Genomic DNA, 14,833 nt, shown 5'->3' on the forward strand with positions numbered 1-14,833 from the left:
CTTGGCTTGTGTCTTTGGGAAGCCATTATGGAGTTTCGTGTGGTTCTAATCCAAGGAATTCGAGACTCGGGGCCACAAGGTGAAGCGCTTCCTGGCGAAACTCACGAATTGAGGTTTCGAGACTGATGCTAGCGAAAGCTACTGGGTGTCCGTCGAGGAGGAATGAAATCGTCTCATCCTGTAAGTTTCGACCCGAAGAAGCGTAGAGCATGATGCCCTTTGCGGTTTTCCATTCTCCGCCGAGCGCTTCTTGGCTACGTAAGTAGGCGTAAAGCTGATAAAGGTGCGGGCTCTTCAAGGATTCGTTTCCTACGCGATTCTCAATAAACATATTCGTGAACTTGGCATCAATAACTGTAATTTCACCTTCTGGTGATCGCAGAATGATATCTGTCTGCATACTCGGTAATTGTCTGGGCGTTTGTTGAGCATCCCAGTGCAACCATTCTCCGCTGCTTACTTTCCAACCGATAGGGCTGAGGTGGTATTGAAACAGACCAAATAGAGCCTTTTCGAAAAGCTTTCGGAGCTCGTGTTGCGTGAGGTGCTTTCTGCTGAATCGAGTATGGGCGTCATCCCCACGCGCGGGCACGGCTAATTCCAAAAGCAGTCTGGCTACTGCAACTGGTTTCTTATCTGCAGGAGAGAGCCTTCCACGAGGGAAGGCTGTCGATTTCGGCTTGGAAACTCCCATTTGAGTAAGTCTTCGAGCAAGCACCTTGCACCGGTGCGCAGCATCGCAACTGCTTACGTCTAAGAGCATTTGTGCTGCATATTCGAGGGCGTACTTAAGGAATTGGTTAACTTTGCTATTGATGGTGAGTTCATTGAACTCACAGGCAATGAGTCCCTTTTCAAGGAGTTGGTGGCGAGTGGTTTCGTACATGTCAATTCGGCCTCGCACCCGAGTTATATTTCGTTCGGTAAGGGTGAAACCAATGCTCAATTCTCTCCGAAAACGCCTTTCTACAGCGTCACACAGCATCGTTCCGATCAGCTCTGGAAGCTCAACACCCGCGTCTTCCACCGAAGCGTTGGATATATGCCCATCAATAAAAGACTGCGAGGCGTATAGCTGGAGCATCCATACACTTCGAATAGAAACGTATATGTCTTCCGGTTGAGGGGAACTATCCGTTGAGGACATCGAGGGCCTGCTCTCGCTTCGCAGGATTGTCGAACCAATACTCTGCTATGAGCGGCTTGAGATCCGAGGCTACTACCTGGTCAAACCATTCCATAGTTGCATCGAAGGAACTGTCTGCAAGCTTTCGGCGTGGAGTAACAAAGCTGTGTCCGATTAGGTAGTCATCACCGAGATTGAAATCGTCTCGGATCAATTGATTGACCTTTTCGATCCTTCGCGCGATTTCACTGAGAGCCTCGTCATTGCGATTACGGTTGGAAACACAAAAATTCCGCCAAGTGGATCCCAACTGCGGTACGAGATTAATGAAAGCGAACCTACGACGTAAAGCCATATCTACCATGGCAAGGGACCTGTCTGCTTGGTTCATCGTGCCGATGACGTAAAAGTTATCGGGAAGGAAAACTGCTTCTCCTTCTTTGCTATAAAGCGTGGTAAGCGCATTTTCAGGGTTTCTTTTGTCAGCTTCCAAGAGGGTAAGCATCTCACCAAAAATCTGCGCTGGATTGCCGCGGTTGATCTCTTCAATCACCACTACGTGTGGATTGGAGTCCTCCTTAGCTTTTTCCACTGCTTGGAGGAATGGGCCATCTTTTAGTTCAAGCTTCCCGCTACTGCTGGGACGAAAGCCCTGAACGAAGTCTTCATAAGAAGTAGAAGGGTGGAATTGGACGGAGGTGACTACATCTTCTGCGTCTGACTTGCACAAGATATATGCCAAGCGACGTGCAAGCCAAGTCTTTCCCGTACCCGGCGGGCCTTGAAGAATCAGGTTTTTCTTTTCCTTCAGGCGTTCCAGCATTAGTTCGAGATCGTCTTTCGGGATAAAGCATCCGTCTTCGATAATTGCAGAAATGGTATAGATGTCTTCTTCCGACGAAGACTCTACGGTTTGGGCAGTAGCATCGGTTGGTTCTTGGTTGAAAACCCATGCTTCGTAAGACAATTGGGGAAAATTAGCCGGTTCGATCTCGGCAGTAGTAAGCCAATCTCGGATTTCATCGAGTGTAAGCAAATAATCTTTACCCGTCGAAACATTTTTCTGAATATTGATTCCAAGCGCGGAGTCTTGGGCAAGATACTTGGTGATGACTGAATCGAAAGTGAGGAAATAGCGGGGACGTGCCCAGAACAATGCCATGGTGTATGCCGTGATCTGGCGGTCTTTGGTCATCACGTCGAAATCGTGTATAAACTGAGCTCGATTTTCGGGCGTATCCGATTGGCTCACCGCGAGGGCCGAAGCGAAAAGGCTCCAGCTATTCTCCCAAAAACTTAGATTAATAACATCTGACGGCTTCGTAGCAAAGCACGAGCGTAAGTTGTTGAGTTGGGGCAGTCCCGAAAAATCCGTTGGTGCTGGGGCTTCAATTCCGAAGACGGTTTTAAAGGCTTGGCAAATTGCCACCTTATTAGATGCCGAAATTTGCCGGTTAGCAACACCGAGGATGGTAAAAGGATCCATATCAGTAGCGGGCACTTCTTCATCATCTATGTGCCATTTCCATAGGTGCTTGAACCGGAGCGGGCGTCCTGAGATTTCAGCAGTCTCTTTTAGTTTTTCGAGTAGCTCCGCGCGGTTGTTTTTGAAGGCAAGAAGTTTGGTGGCGAGTTCTGCGAAAAATTCCGGCCAGTCAAACGACGGTGACAATGGAGTTTCAGAGGAAAAGTCAGGATCTCCCATGCCTTGGATGACGGACTCTACTCGGTCAAAGGCATGGTTCCGAGAAACTTGGCAGATAGTAAGCAGTGAAGTTAGAGATCGTTGGAGGTCTATTCCTAGGTCATCGCGATTGAAGAAATCGCTTGACCAGTTGATCGGTCGGACGTGCCGCATCTCTTTTGGCTCATGAGGGCGGTACTCGTAATCGCCGGAGACATAGCCAAAATAAACTCGCCCTTTGTGCAACTTGCTCGGCATCAGAACCAGGTCGCCTACCTGCATTTGGTTCTTAAACCGGTTGAGTTGAGAAGCGTAGCTTGTGGATGTTTGTGCTTTGAGATCTGGGTGCTCTCGCACCATCGAGGCCTTGATGGAGTCTAAGGTAGTTTGCTTATTCACCTCTGGGCCATAGTCCATACCGGGAATGCCTAAGTTTGACTCTAGGGCTTCCTTTTCTCGTTCACCTTTGCGGCCTGCGCGTAGCACCCAGAAAAAGTCCGCACTAGATTCTTCAGGAAGTTCCTCTTGCGGGCCCGAATCGACTTCTCGTTGCTTATGCGCTTTGGAAATAAGCTCGTCGATTTCTCGGATCTGATGTTTTCCTAAAGGGTATGGGTTGGAAGCAAGCCAAGTGGCGCCCTCGGCAGTCAAGGAAAAGGACCCCGGTTTAGAGGAACTGACAAAACCTATTTTTCTTGCATTGAACACTGCCCATCGTGTCCGGTCCTCCACAACGGATCTGCTCTTGAGCTGGCGGTGAGCTTGTCCTGGAAAGTCCACTTCAGCAATTTCTTGAACGTGTTCGAATAGTTCAGGGTAAGCGACTACTGACGTACCCCGCATCGTTTCTAAGACGACGGGAAGAACGGTTCTCCAAGAAAAAGATTGCTGCGGGGTAGTCATCAGTGCATCCTTAGAAATTCGAGTAGGGGAATTTCAATGATAGTAGGACAGCTCTCTATTTGAGACTTGTCCATCTCTGAAGATTTGGGCTGCCTAAAATTAGAAGTGAACAACCCCAACCCAAGGAGCCACCATGAACCACCACAGTTTCCGCCACATCGTAGTGATGGGAGTATCCGGCTCGGGGAAGACAACGGTGGGGGAGGCGTTGTCGCCGTTGGTAGGTCTGGAGTACCGCGATGGCGATGATATGCACCCCAAGGCCAATATCGACAAGATGGCTGCGGGTACTCCGCTCAATGATGCGGACCGGGAGCCGTGGTTGAAGCAGATTGGTCAGTGGCTGGCGGATAGGCCAGAAGGTGCGATGGTGGGTTGCAGCGCGCTGAAGCGCAAGTACCGGGATTTGATTCGCGAGTACTGTCCAGCCGTGGTGTTCGTTCACGTGCATGGCGACTTTGATGTGCTGCATGAGCGGATGCAGCACCGGCCGGGGCACTTTATGCCAGCATCGCTCTTGCAGTCGCAGTTCGATACCTTGGAGCCGCTGGAAGAAGACGAAACTGGCCGCGTCTTTGAGGTGACGCGGCCAGTCGAGGAGATCGCCCAGGAGGCAGCGGCCTGGATTAAGGCTGGTGCTTAAAAGAGCGCTGCTACACCGTAGAGCACCAAGACCAAGGCAAAGCCGATGACGGAAATCAGAATTTGGTTGACCGTCCAGGTCTTCAGGGTGGTGACCGTGTCCATGCCCATCAGGCGGCCGACGAGCCAGAAGCCGGAGTCGTTGACGTGAGAGCCGAAGACGGAACCGGCGGCGGTGGCCACGACGATGAGGGCGAGCTGTAGCTCGTTGAAGCCGCCGGCCTCCACGGCGGGAACCATGAGGGCGGCAGCGGTGGTGAGCGCAACGGTCGCCGAGCCTTGGGCCAGGCGCAGCGCCACGGCGATGAGGTAGCAGGCAAGGATAACGGGGATGCCGAGGCCGGAAAGCGAATCGGCCAGGGCGTCGCCAATGCCGGAGGTGCGCAGAACGCCACCAAACATGCCGCCGGCACCGGTGATGAGCACGACGGAACAGATGGGGCCAAGCGAGGAATCGATGAGCTTTTCCAGCGCGGTCTTTTCCACGCCGCGGCGCAGGCCCAGGACCACGAGTGCAATGAGCACGGTGATGAGCAGTGCGATAGGCGTCTGGCCGAGCATGACAAAGAACCGTACCCACGCGGCGTCGGCATCGATGGTGCCATAGGATGCCAAGGCATTGAGGCCGGTGTTGAAGAAGATGAGCACCATCGGGATGAGCAGGAGGGCAATCACCGTTGGGGCAGAGGCCGGCTTAAGCGGCTGTTCTTCCTCAGAAAGCACCGGGCCGGCGATGGCATCAGTAACCTTGAGGGGGAATCTCTTGCCGGAAAGCAGGCCGAAGCGGTAGCCGGAAATGTACCAAGTAGGCAGCGCAAGCAGCAGACCAACGAGGAGGACGAGGCCGAGGTCAGCGCCGTAGAACTCGCTCGCCGCCACAGGGCCTGGGTGCGGCGGCAGGTACACGTGCATGACAGAAAACGCACCGGCGGCCGGCAGACCAAAGGCAAGGACGGGGCCGTCCAAACGGCGAGCAACGGCGAAGATCACCGGCAGCATCACAATCAGGCCGGCGTCGAAGAAGATAGGAAAGCCCATGATCAGCGATGCCAAGCCCAACGCAAGGGGTGCTTTGGACTCGCCGAAGCGGTGAACCATGGCGTCGGCAAGCGATTTAGCGCCACCGGAGGCTTCCACCAACCGGCCAATCATGGCGCCCAGTCCCACCAGCAACGCCACCGAGCCCAGAGTGGAGCTAAAGCTTTCGGTCATGGTGGGCACAATGCCCTCAAGTGGAATGCCCGCGGCCAGCGCCGTAAGCGCCGAGACCACCAGCAGGGTGAGAAAAGCGTGGAGCTTGAAATAGATGACCAGCACCAAAATCACGGCGATGGCGGCCACCGCAATGCCTAGCAGCGGGCCGGTCGACAGGGTGGGTTCCCACGTATCCATAAAGCGGGCTCCTTTTCTAATGCAAACCTTTGAATAACGGAAACGTTAGCAGCCGCCCCGTTTGCCGACGCCCCCTTCCTCCAAATGCGACCCAGCCGACACCCCCGATGGGGCTGGGTATATAAAAATCCCCTAGGCGCCGGTGCAGGAACCTAGGGGAGGGTGCAGGCAGTTTAGTCGAACTGGCCTTGGATGACAGCCGCCGCATCCAGCGGGGTCACGTGGTAGGAGATAGGGTTCTGGTTGGCGCCGGCCATGAGCGCGCCGGCGCAGGAGTGGCCCGCGCCCATCATGTGGCCCAGCTCGTGGGCGATGGTGCCCTGGACTGCCTCTGGGTATTGGGCATTAGGAATCTTGATGAAGACCATCTTGTGGTCCGGGTAAGCGGCACCCTGCACGTAGCCGTTCGGGTCCGGCTTGTAGATGATGGCGACGGTGTCATCGTCAGCCTCGGAAGGCTTTACTTCCTTCAGGGAAGCCTTGCCCTTGAGAGCCTTGTTCCACTCGGCTACCGCGGCATCCAGCTGCTTGCGGTACGGGAAGTCGCCGACCACCTTGTACTCCAGTACGCCGTCCTGGAAGTAGGGCTTTACGGAGTCCTCATCGTGGAGGATGGAGGGATCCGGGACCGGCTTGCCATCGTTAGCCAGCTTGGTGATGGTCTTGCAGGTGCTCGGGGAGATGAGGGAGCGAACTGGGTCGCTCTTAGCGCTAGCGGCCGGTGTGGCGACGGTGCCAAGGATGGCGGAAGCGGCCAGGGTGGCGGCAGAAAGCTTCTTGAAAGAAGGCATAGGCAGTGAGTTACCTTTCGGTTGATTTTAAGGTTCGCAGAGTGCATGTTTCCCAGCAATATCCGTGGTAAACGGTATTATGCGGGTCTCTTATGCGTGTGAGCATATATCAGTTTCTTATTGTCTGCAAAGGGAAAAATAAGAAACTGAGGAACTTACTGCCTCTTTACCGCCTTCTAGTTCAATCGCTGCCCAGTGGTGGTGCTAAACAAATGTACGCGGTCTGGGTCGGGGGAAACGTAGAAAGTATCGCCCACCGCATAGCGGCCGCGGGCATCAACCAGGATGCCGGTCTGTCCGCCCATCCGGGTCGAGGATTTGAGGACGCCGTCGGTGGAGCTGTTGCCGGCGGCGTCGTTAAGCTCGCCATAGACATAGGTCTGGTTGCCCAGCTCCTCGACGTGCGCGACGGTGAACTTTGCCCCGCCGTTGCCGGTATCGCTTAGCTGCCAGTCTTCCGGGCGGATGCCCACGGTAACGGTCTCCACGCCCTCAAAGTTGTAGTTGGCCAGATTGATGCGGGTAGAGCCGATGGTGAGCTCAGAGGAGTTATGGGTGAGGTCGTAGATATTCATCGCCGGGGAGCCAATGAAACCGGCGACGAAGACGTTCTGCGGGCGGTCATAAATGGTGCGGGTGGTATCCACCTGCTGCAAGACTCCGGCATTGAGAACGGCGACGCGGTCACCCATGGTCATCGCCTCGGTCTGGTCGTGGGTGACATATACGGTGGTGGTACCAAGGCGGCGCTGCAGGTTAGAGATCTGCGCGCGGGTGGAAACGCGCAACTTGGCATCCAGGTTGGACAGCGGCTCGTCCATGCAGAATACGGCCGGTTCGCGGACGATGGCGCGGCCCATGGCCACGCGCTGGCGCTGGCCGCCGGAGAGGTTTGCTGGCTTGCGGTCCAACAGGTCTTCCATCTGCAGGATCTTCGCCGCCTCGTGCACGCGGGATTGAATCTCGTTCTTCGGAACCTTGCGGTTTTCTAGCGCGAAGGACATATTCTGCGCCACGGACATATTGGGGTAGAGGGCATAGTTCTGAAAGACCATGGCCACGTCGCGGTCCGATGGGCTAACCCCGGTGACATCCTTGCCACCGATGCGGATGGAGCCGCGGTCGGTGGGCTCGAGGCCTGCCAGCATACGCAGGCTGGTGGACTTGCCGCAGCCGGATGGGCCGACGAGGACCAAGAATTCGCCATCGGCAATATCCAGGTTGAGGCGGTCAACGGCGGGGCGTTCCGCGTCCTTAGAGTAGATGCGGCTTGCGCCATCGAAGGTGACAGTAGCCATGGTTACCTTTCAAAAACTAGTGGGGAAGGGGAGGGGCTGCGAGAGCCTACTTATTGATGACGGTCTTAACCTGGTTGTCGTAGATGGACTGCAGGGTCTTTTGTAGATCGGTCAGCACCTTGGTGACGTCATCGCGGTTGGTGACGATCTTTTCGAAGGCGCCGCCGATTTCCTGGTCCGCGCCGGGCAGGAATACGCGGGCATTGTCCTGCGGGCGAGTTTCTGGCAGCTGCTTGATAGCCGTTTCGAAGTTCGGGTTTTCTTCCATGAACTTCTTCTGGTCCTCGTTGTCTACCGCGGTGGAGCGCACCGGCATGTAGCCCACGTTCTGAGACCAGTAGCAGGTGTTTTCCTCATTGGTAATGAAGTCAATGAGCTTGATAGCAGCCAGCTGGCGGTTCTTGCTGATGCCAGCCGGGATGGCAAGGCCGGCACCACCGGTGGGGCAGGCGCCGTCGCCAGTCGGGTTAGGCAAGAAGGCGGTGCCGAGCTCGAACTTGGCGGTATCGGTCAGACCCGCCAGGTCACCGGTGGACAGGACGGTGGCGGCGGCGCGGCCGGTGCCGAACTCCATGGCCATGTCATTGCCCACGTAGGAGTAGCCCTTCTTCTCATCAGTGATGTCCTTGAGCCACTCGACGGCCTTGATGGTCTTGTCATCGGTGAATTTCAGGTCCCACTCATCGGAGTAAGCGCCGCCCTTGGACCACAGCGGGCCCTGGAAGATCCAGCCCAGGTAATCCACGGCATCGCCCCAGCCAAAAGGCTTCATCTTGGAATCGGCCTCAGCCAGCTTCTTGGACCACTCATCCATCTCATCCCAGGACTTGGGGCCACGGTCCGGCAGTCCAGCCTTCTTCCACGCGTCCTTGTTGTAGAAGAACAGCGGCGTAGAACGGGCGAAGGGGAGGGCAAAGTGGCCGCCGTCGTACTTGTAGTCCTCGTAGAGCGGCTGTACGTAGGTAGACAGGTCGATGCCTGCTTCCTTGGCAAGGTCGTCCACGTTGGCAATCTGGCCATTGATGGCAAAGTTGTACCACCAGACGTCAGAAAGCACCACGATGTCCGGCAGGTCCTGGCCGGTGAGCGCGGCGTTGAACTTCTGCGCTGCTTCTTCGTAGTTCTTGCCGGCATCAACGAGGTTGACCTTGATGTCCGGGTTTTCCTTTTCAAAGCGGGAGATGATCTCCTTCTCAATGTCCTTGGAGGTGCCCGGGTGGTTGGACCACCAGGTCAGCTCGGTGACTTCACCGTCGCCGCCCTTGTCGTTGCCACCCTGCGGATTGGTGGACGAGGTGCCGGCACAAGCGGCGAGTGCGGTAGCAGAAGCGGCCGTGGAGGCCAGAGCGAGGAATTTGCGGCGTAGCATGTAGTTCTCCTTAATAAGCGTGGTTAAGGGGCGGAAAATAAAGCAAGCGGAAACGGCGAGCGTGGGTGGGGAAGAAGCCTTCTAACCCTTCACGGCGCCAGTGGTGAGGCCTTGAATCATGTACTTTTGCAAGGCTAGGAAGATGATCACCATCGGGATGATGGTGAGGATGGTGGCGGCCATAACCGGACCCCAGTTGGTCACGCCATCGTTGTTTTGCAGCATGGTCAGGCCGACCTGCAGCGGGGCGACGTCCTCGGTATCCGCCATGAGGAAGGGCCACAGGTAGGTATTCCATTCATTGACCATGGTGATGACGGAAAATGCAGTCAGCGTGGGCCACGAAACCGGAAGTAACACCTTGGTCAGCAGGCGGATGGGGCCGGCGCCGTCCATGCGGGCGGCTTCCACCAGCTCATAGGGCAGGGACAAGAAGTGGTTGCGCATCAAGAAGGTGCCGAAGGCCACACCGGCCAGCGGCACGATAATGCCCACGAAGGTATTGCGCCAGCCCAAGGAATTGACCAGGGCGTAGTTGGAAATGACGGTGATTTCGCTCGGCACCATGAGCGAGGAAATGACCAGCAGGAATACCAGGTGGCGGCCTGGGAAGCGCAGGATGGCCAGCGCATAGGCGGAGATGACTCCCAGTACAATCTTGATGATGGACAGCACCGCGGTAATGAGCACCGAGTTGCGCAGGTAGGTCCAGAACGGCACACGTGTGGTGGCATCGGAGTAGTTCTCGGTCTCCCACACTGGCGGGAGCCAATTGACCGGGTCGGTATAAATATCGCCCTTGGCCTTAAACGAGGTCATCAGAATCCAAAACAGCGGCAGGCCAATGAGCAGCAGAACCGCCAGGATGCCCAGGTAGCCGCCGATGAGCTTGGCGCGGCGGGTAGCGGGGGATTCATCCGTGACCATGTGAAGGGTAGAAGTAGCCATGTTGGGTTAACCTCGCTTATCCATGATGCGGACCTGGATCAGGGTGATGATGAGCAGGATGAGGAACAAGATGGTGGCGGCAGTCGCACCGTAGCCAGCACGGAAGTTGACGAAGGTCTCGTTGTAGATCTGGAAGACCAGCGTCTGCGTGCCATTGCCCTGCGGGCCGCCACGGGTCATGACGTTGATGATGTCGAAGACCTGCACGGAATTGAGCAGCACCGTAATAGATAGGAAGAAGGTGGTATTGCGCAGCTGCGGCATGGTCACGCGCCAGAATTTGCGCCAGCGGCCGGTGCCGTCGATAGCGGCAGCTTCATCCAATTCCTTGTCCAGGCCCTGCAGCGCCGCCAAGTAGATGACGAAGGTATAACCCAGGTTTTTCCACACAAAGGTGAAGGTCACCATGAACATGGCCCAGCCGGGTACAGCGTAGAAGTTGGGGGAGTCCACGCCGAACCAGCCCAAGAGTTCCTGGATGAGGCCAAAATTGGGGTCGAAGACGAATTGGAAGGCAATGCCAATGGCTGCGCCGGAGATGGCATAGGGGGCAAAGACCACCGAGCGCGCAAAGTTGCGGCCCTTAATGTTTTGGTTCAGCAGCAAGGCCAGCGCTAGGCCGATAACCATGGAGCCAATCACCGCGAAGAAGGTAAAAACCAGGGTGTTGAGCACGATGGTCTTCGTGTCATCGCGGCTAAACCACTCCACATAGTTATCCAAGCCCACGAAGGTGGAGGTGGGGCTGGAGATATTCCAATTGAAAAAGGAGAGGCGGATATTGTCCAGCAGGGGCCGGTAGGTAAATACGGCCAGCAGGATCAGGTTGGGAGCAAGCAGTGCTGCTGCCAGCAGCCATTCCTTGTGGCGGTTGCGCTTGGCCTTGCGGACAAGCGCCGCGGAATCACCGGGGCTTTCCGCTCGTGCGGGAGATGCGGTTGTAGTGCCGGCGCCACCGGCACCGGGAGAGTCTTCCTGAAAAGTCACTCGGTCAATCTAGGGCGGGCAGGTGACTCCTAGCTACACAGAAAACAAACAATTGATGAATAATAAAAGGCCAATGGGTTAAAGGTAGACGTGTCATCGAATATTCTATAAAGCCGCAGCGCAACCCCCTATGGCACTGGTCGCTCCACCGCCAAACTATGTCCGGCATTACAAAGATGCCCCGCTTGCCGACGCCCACCTTCCTCCCACCCCACTACACTGGCCCCCACAATCCACCGCGAGCCCACTAGGAGGAAGCAATGTCTGTCCCTACCGTTTGCAGCAACTATGACTCCGTCAAGGTGTGGCAGGAGCCGCTGTATAAGGATCTGCACCAGCACCCGGAGCTATCCATGCAGGAAGAGCGCACGCTGGGCATCATTAAGGACAAGCTTTCCGACCTTGGCTTTTACCAAATTGAAGTAGGCGGCGGCGTGGTCGGTGTCTTAGAAAACGGTGCCGGGCCAAGCGTCATGCTGCGCGCGGATTTCGATGGCCTACCGGTTAAGGAAGACACCGGCCTGGATTACGCCTCCACCGATAGCGCCGTTGACCAGGAAGGAAACACGGTCCCCGTCATGCACGCCTGCGGCCACGATTCTCACGTGGCCAGCCTGCTTGGCATGGGCGCGCTCATGGCGCAGGCTACCGACCAGTGGTCCGGCACCCTACAGCTCATTTTCCAGCCGGGCGAGGAGATTGCCGCCGGTGCCCAGTCCATGGTGGATGGCGGACTTGTGGACAAGGTTGCCACGCCGGACGTAGTACTCGGCCAGCACGTCTTTGCCAGCAACTTTCCCGCCGGCACCGTGGCGCTGGCCTCCGGCCCATTCATGTCCACCGCGGTAAGTATGGACGTCAAGGTTTATGGCCAAGGCTCGCACGGCTCCATGCCGCACCTCAGCGTTGACCCCGTGGTACTGGCCAGCGCCATCGTCATGCGTTTACAGACGGTCATCTCCCGCGAACTCAACCCCTCCGAATTCGGCGTGCTGACCGTGGGAGCCATCAACGCCGGCTCGAAGGCCAATATCATCCCCTTCGAGGCCAACCTAAAAATCAACGTGCGCGCTTATAGCGAGCAGGTACGCGATAAAATCACCGGCGCCATCGAGCGCATTGTCAATGCCGAGTGTCAGGCTGCCGGCAGTCCGCAGCCGGCCGAGTTCACTTATCACGATTCCTACCCGCTTACCAGCAACGATGAGGACACCACGGAACGCCTTAAGGAAGCCTTTGTGTCCTACTTCGGCACCGACCGCGTCCTTGATACCGAGTCCCTCACCGCCTCGGAAGATTTTTCCCCCATCGCCCGCGCTTTCGGCGTTCCCTGCTGCTTCTGGGTATTTTCCGGCCGCGAAGAAGAAAAGGATGTCCCCAACCACAGTCCGCACTTCGCTCCGCTGCTCCAGCCCACTTTACGAACCGGCACCGAAGCCCTTATCGCCGCTGCGATGAGCTACCTAGGAAACAACTAACCGACACGCAGCATTCGGCCGCACGGTCCCATGGTGTTTGCGGCCATGCCTTTTGGAATGCGCGCTGTATGAGGTGGCGGGGGTAGCCCGTAGGATCTATAACCGCGAATTTGAGCCATGCACCGCTTTCCGACGCCTTCTCCTTCCCCCACGCCCCAACCTGCAGACCCCTAAAACAGCTCCAACGCCCGGGCCTCGCTTGGGGCCACAGGGCGCTGGAACTGGTTCTCTCTATCTCTCTTGCGTTCTCTCGAACACGTAAATTAAAGATAACGCGCTAGGCTGCCATAGGTCTGGTATTTTCCTGTGAATATAGTGGCAATCATTTGGCGGAGGATAAAAAATAGCTCAATCAGCTTACGGGTATCAAGGTGGAGGCTTTTGGATCGATGAGCCTGATTCACAAGAGGCTTCTTTTGCGTAAGATTCTAGGGAAACTACAAGCGCGCTATCGGGTTGGGGTCGACAAGTCTTTAATTGTGCGCCAAGAGCAGTGTCAGAGGAGGAGAGATGGCACAACAATTTGATCCGGAGATGCATCGGCAAATGGGTGTCGAGGCGGACGTTGTATTGCGGGTGGGAATGCTCCTAATGGGGGCCGGCACCTCTGGTTATCGCGTACTTAGAGGGATGAAACGGAGTGCGCGAGCATTGGGGTTTGACCATCTAGATGCCACAGTGGGTCTGACGCAGATTACCTGTACGTTTCACCGCGGCGAATACTTCCGGACGGTCATTGCTCGGCAACATTCGCCTGCAGTTGATGCCTCTCGGATTGAAGCCTTGGAAGATTTAACCCACAATCGCCTCTACGCAGGGATCACCGCTCAGGAATTAGCGGCGATGCTGGATACTATCGAGCATAATGTCAAAAAGCGCTGGGGCGGTCTAACTCTTTCTTTCGCTGCCGCGATCGCATGTGCGGCGTTTGCGTATCTTAATTTTTTCCCGCTGGAAGCAGTGGGGTTGGTTGCTTTGGCGGCGTTTGCAGGCCAGTTTGTTCGTTATACAGTTCTCCACCGTCACGTTCATCAAATTGGAGGAGTGATTGCTGGTGGTGCGACGGCAAGCATAGTTTTCTTCTTGTTGACGGAATTCTTCGGGGCTATAGGCTCGGTGGAACCCAGTGAACTGTCCTCGGGGTTTGTGGCGGCCGTTTTATTCCTGATTCCCGGGTTTCCACTTTTCTCTGCTTTGATCGACATAGCCCGCTTTGATCTTGATGCGGGGATTGTCAGATTGGGGTACGCCTTTACCGTCATATTCACGGCGGCTTTCACGGTCTCTATGGTTAGCTGGCTGACAAAACTTAGTCCTGACCCACCTGCACCTGTGCAGGATATGCAATGGTTTCTGTTGGCGCCGCTGGCAAGTTTTCTGGGCATTGCTGGGTTTGCTTTTCTTTTTAACTCTTCTCGCCGCATGGTCTTAGTAGCGGCGTGCGTTGGAACCGTGGCAAATGAGCTTCGTTTGATTCTCATTCACGCGGGAACAACCATTTTCTTTGCAGCCTTTGTGGGTGGATTAATCATCGGGTTGCTGGGGGCAGTAGCTTCTAAAAGGGCGCGTCTTCCTCGTATTACAACCACCGTTCCGGCCGCGGTGATTATGATCCCAGGGGTGACAATGTTCCGGGCGGTGTTTTATTTGAACGATGGTCAGATGGATCAAGCGTTGGCCAATGTGGCAACTGGAATGATGGTAGTTGGATCTATTGGTGCCGGTTTGGTGTTTTCTCGCTTGCTTACTGATAGGGATTGGGCCTTGGGTCGCCTAATTGATTTTGATAAAAAGCTTCCGCAACGGCCTTCTTCCGCATGATGCCTAGACTCTAGCTAGGGAAACGCCCGTGGCCCCCAGTTCCTTTCGGAGCTGGAGGCCACAGGCGTCTCTCATGTCGTTTCCATGTATCGGCATCGGCCGCCCTGTGGAAACTGCCAGGGGTTCTCTCTATCTCTCTCATATGCGCTTTCTCAAGCGCACAATCTCAGTATGGGGCACTGGGCTGTAGCGGTCATGGGGTCTGGCTGTTGGGTTGCTGTTAGTGGCTGGGAAAGGGGTGGGGAGGGCGTCGGAAAGCGGGGTAGAGGTGGAGGTGCGCAACATTGGCGCGTTAAAGTGACGTAGAGCATAGTTGGTTTCTGTAGGGTGGAAGATATGCGCGCAGTTAAGCTGCGCCGCTTCACCTGCTTGTAGAGCTACAGAATCGAGGTGA

Annotated in this window: 11 protein-coding genes; 3 read left to right on the forward strand and 8 right to left on the reverse strand. The window is 55.9% G+C overall.

Going from position 1 to position 14,833, the window contains the following annotated elements:
- Positions 1–25 precede the first annotated feature (25 nt).
- Together QP884_RS08610 and QP884_RS08615 are read right to left on the reverse strand one after the other, a co-directional pair.
- A complete protein-coding gene (locus QP884_RS08610) occupies positions 26–1,147 on the reverse strand; it encodes a 5-methylcytosine restriction system specificity protein McrC (protein ID WP_350309248.1) in 1,122 nt (373 codons plus the stop codon).
- Positions 1,131–3,713, reverse strand: a complete 2,583-nt coding sequence (locus tag QP884_RS08615) for an AAA family ATPase (protein ID WP_284821718.1) — start codon at positions 3,711–3,713, stop codon at positions 1,131–1,133. The genes QP884_RS08610 and QP884_RS08615 overlap by 17 nt, the downstream gene beginning before the upstream one ends.
- A gap of 133 nt (positions 3,714–3,846) precedes the next feature.
- On the opposite strand from QP884_RS08615, the gene QP884_RS08620 reads away from it, so the two are divergent.
- Positions 3,847–4,356, forward strand: a complete 510-nt coding sequence (locus QP884_RS08620) for a gluconokinase (protein WP_284821719.1) — start codon at positions 3,847–3,849, stop codon at positions 4,354–4,356.
- On the opposite strand, the gene QP884_RS08625 is transcribed toward QP884_RS08620, so the two are convergent.
- The 6 genes from QP884_RS08625 to QP884_RS08650 all read right to left on the reverse strand — a co-directional run bounded on the left by QP884_RS08625 (position 4,353) and on the right by QP884_RS08650 (position 11,140).
- A complete protein-coding gene (locus QP884_RS08625) occupies positions 4,353–5,747 on the reverse strand; it encodes a GntP family permease (protein ID WP_284821720.1) in 1,395 nt (464 codons plus the stop codon). The two genes, QP884_RS08620 and QP884_RS08625, sit on opposite strands and share 4 nt — an antisense overlap.
- A 173-nt stretch (positions 5,748–5,920) precedes the next feature.
- Positions 5,921–6,538 carry a M48 family metalloprotease gene (locus tag QP884_RS08630; RefSeq protein ID WP_284821721.1) on the reverse strand — a complete coding sequence of 206 codons (618 nt, stop codon included), beginning with the start codon at positions 6,536–6,538 and terminating at the stop codon, positions 5,921–5,923.
- Between the two features lie 176 nt (positions 6,539–6,714).
- On the reverse strand, positions 6,715–7,836 hold the full coding sequence (locus tag QP884_RS08635) for an ABC transporter ATP-binding protein (protein WP_250408889.1): 1,122 nt from the start codon (positions 7,834–7,836) through the stop codon (positions 6,715–6,717).
- A 46-nt stretch (positions 7,837–7,882) separates the two neighbouring features.
- Positions 7,883–9,205 carry an ABC transporter substrate-binding protein gene (locus QP884_RS08640; RefSeq protein WP_284821723.1) on the reverse strand — a complete coding sequence of 441 codons (1,323 nt, stop codon included), beginning with the start codon at positions 9,203–9,205 and terminating at the stop codon, positions 7,883–7,885.
- 81 nt (positions 9,206–9,286) lie between these two features.
- Positions 9,287–10,132 carry a carbohydrate ABC transporter permease gene (locus QP884_RS08645; RefSeq protein WP_049378801.1) on the reverse strand — a complete coding sequence of 282 codons (846 nt, stop codon included), beginning with the start codon at positions 10,130–10,132 and terminating at the stop codon, positions 9,287–9,289.
- Between the two features lie 27 nt (positions 10,133–10,159).
- Entirely contained in the window at positions 10,160–11,140 is a 981-nt protein-coding gene (locus QP884_RS08650) for a carbohydrate ABC transporter permease (protein ID WP_284821725.1), read from the reverse strand.
- A 260-nt stretch (positions 11,141–11,400) separates the two neighbouring features.
- Here QP884_RS08650 and QP884_RS08655 point away from each other — a divergent pair, with 260 nt between their 5' ends.
- Positions 11,401–12,618, forward strand: coding sequence for an amidohydrolase (locus QP884_RS08655; protein WP_284821726.1), 1,218 nt, complete (start codon positions 11,401–11,403; stop codon positions 12,616–12,618).
- Between the two features lie 510 nt (positions 12,619–13,128).
- Complete coding sequence (locus QP884_RS08660; protein WP_284821727.1) at positions 13,129–14,439, forward strand: threonine/serine ThrE exporter family protein; 1,311 nt, start codon at positions 13,129–13,131, stop codon at positions 14,437–14,439.
- The last annotated feature ends 394 nt before the right edge of the window (positions 14,440–14,833 follow it).

Source organism: Corynebacterium tuberculostearicum, assembly GCF_030229345.1.
GTDB classification, from domain to species: Bacteria; Actinomycetota; Actinomycetes; order Mycobacteriales; family Mycobacteriaceae; genus Corynebacterium; species Corynebacterium tuberculostearicum_G.

Coding starts and splice junctions, on each gene's coding strand:
- QP884_RS08610 (WP_350309248.1), bottom strand. CDS start 1,147: ATGTCCTCAACGGATAGTTCCCCTCAACCGGAAGACATATACGTTTCT.
- QP884_RS08615 (WP_284821718.1), bottom strand. CDS start 3,713: ATGACTACCCCGCAGCAATCTTTTTCTTGGAGAACCGTTCTTCCCGTC.
- QP884_RS08620 (WP_284821719.1), top strand. CDS start 3,847: ATGAACCACCACAGTTTCCGCCACATCGTAGTGATGGGAGTATCCGGC.
- QP884_RS08625 (WP_284821720.1), bottom strand. CDS start 5,747: ATGGATACGTGGGAACCCACCCTGTCGACCGGCCCGCTGCTAGGCATT.
- QP884_RS08630 (WP_284821721.1), bottom strand. CDS start 6,538: ATGCCTTCTTTCAAGAAGCTTTCTGCCGCCACCCTGGCCGCTTCCGCC.
- QP884_RS08635 (WP_250408889.1), bottom strand. CDS start 7,836: ATGGCTACTGTCACCTTCGATGGCGCAAGCCGCATCTACTCTAAGGAC.
- QP884_RS08640 (WP_284821723.1), bottom strand. CDS start 9,205: ATGCTACGCCGCAAATTCCTCGCTCTGGCCTCCACGGCCGCTTCTGCT.
- QP884_RS08645 (WP_049378801.1), bottom strand. CDS start 10,132: ATGGTCACGGATGAATCCCCCGCTACCCGCCGCGCCAAGCTCATCGGC.
- QP884_RS08655 (WP_284821726.1), top strand. CDS start 11,401: ATGTCTGTCCCTACCGTTTGCAGCAACTATGACTCCGTCAAGGTGTGG.
- QP884_RS08660 (WP_284821727.1), top strand. CDS start 13,129: ATGGCACAACAATTTGATCCGGAGATGCATCGGCAAATGGGTGTCGAG.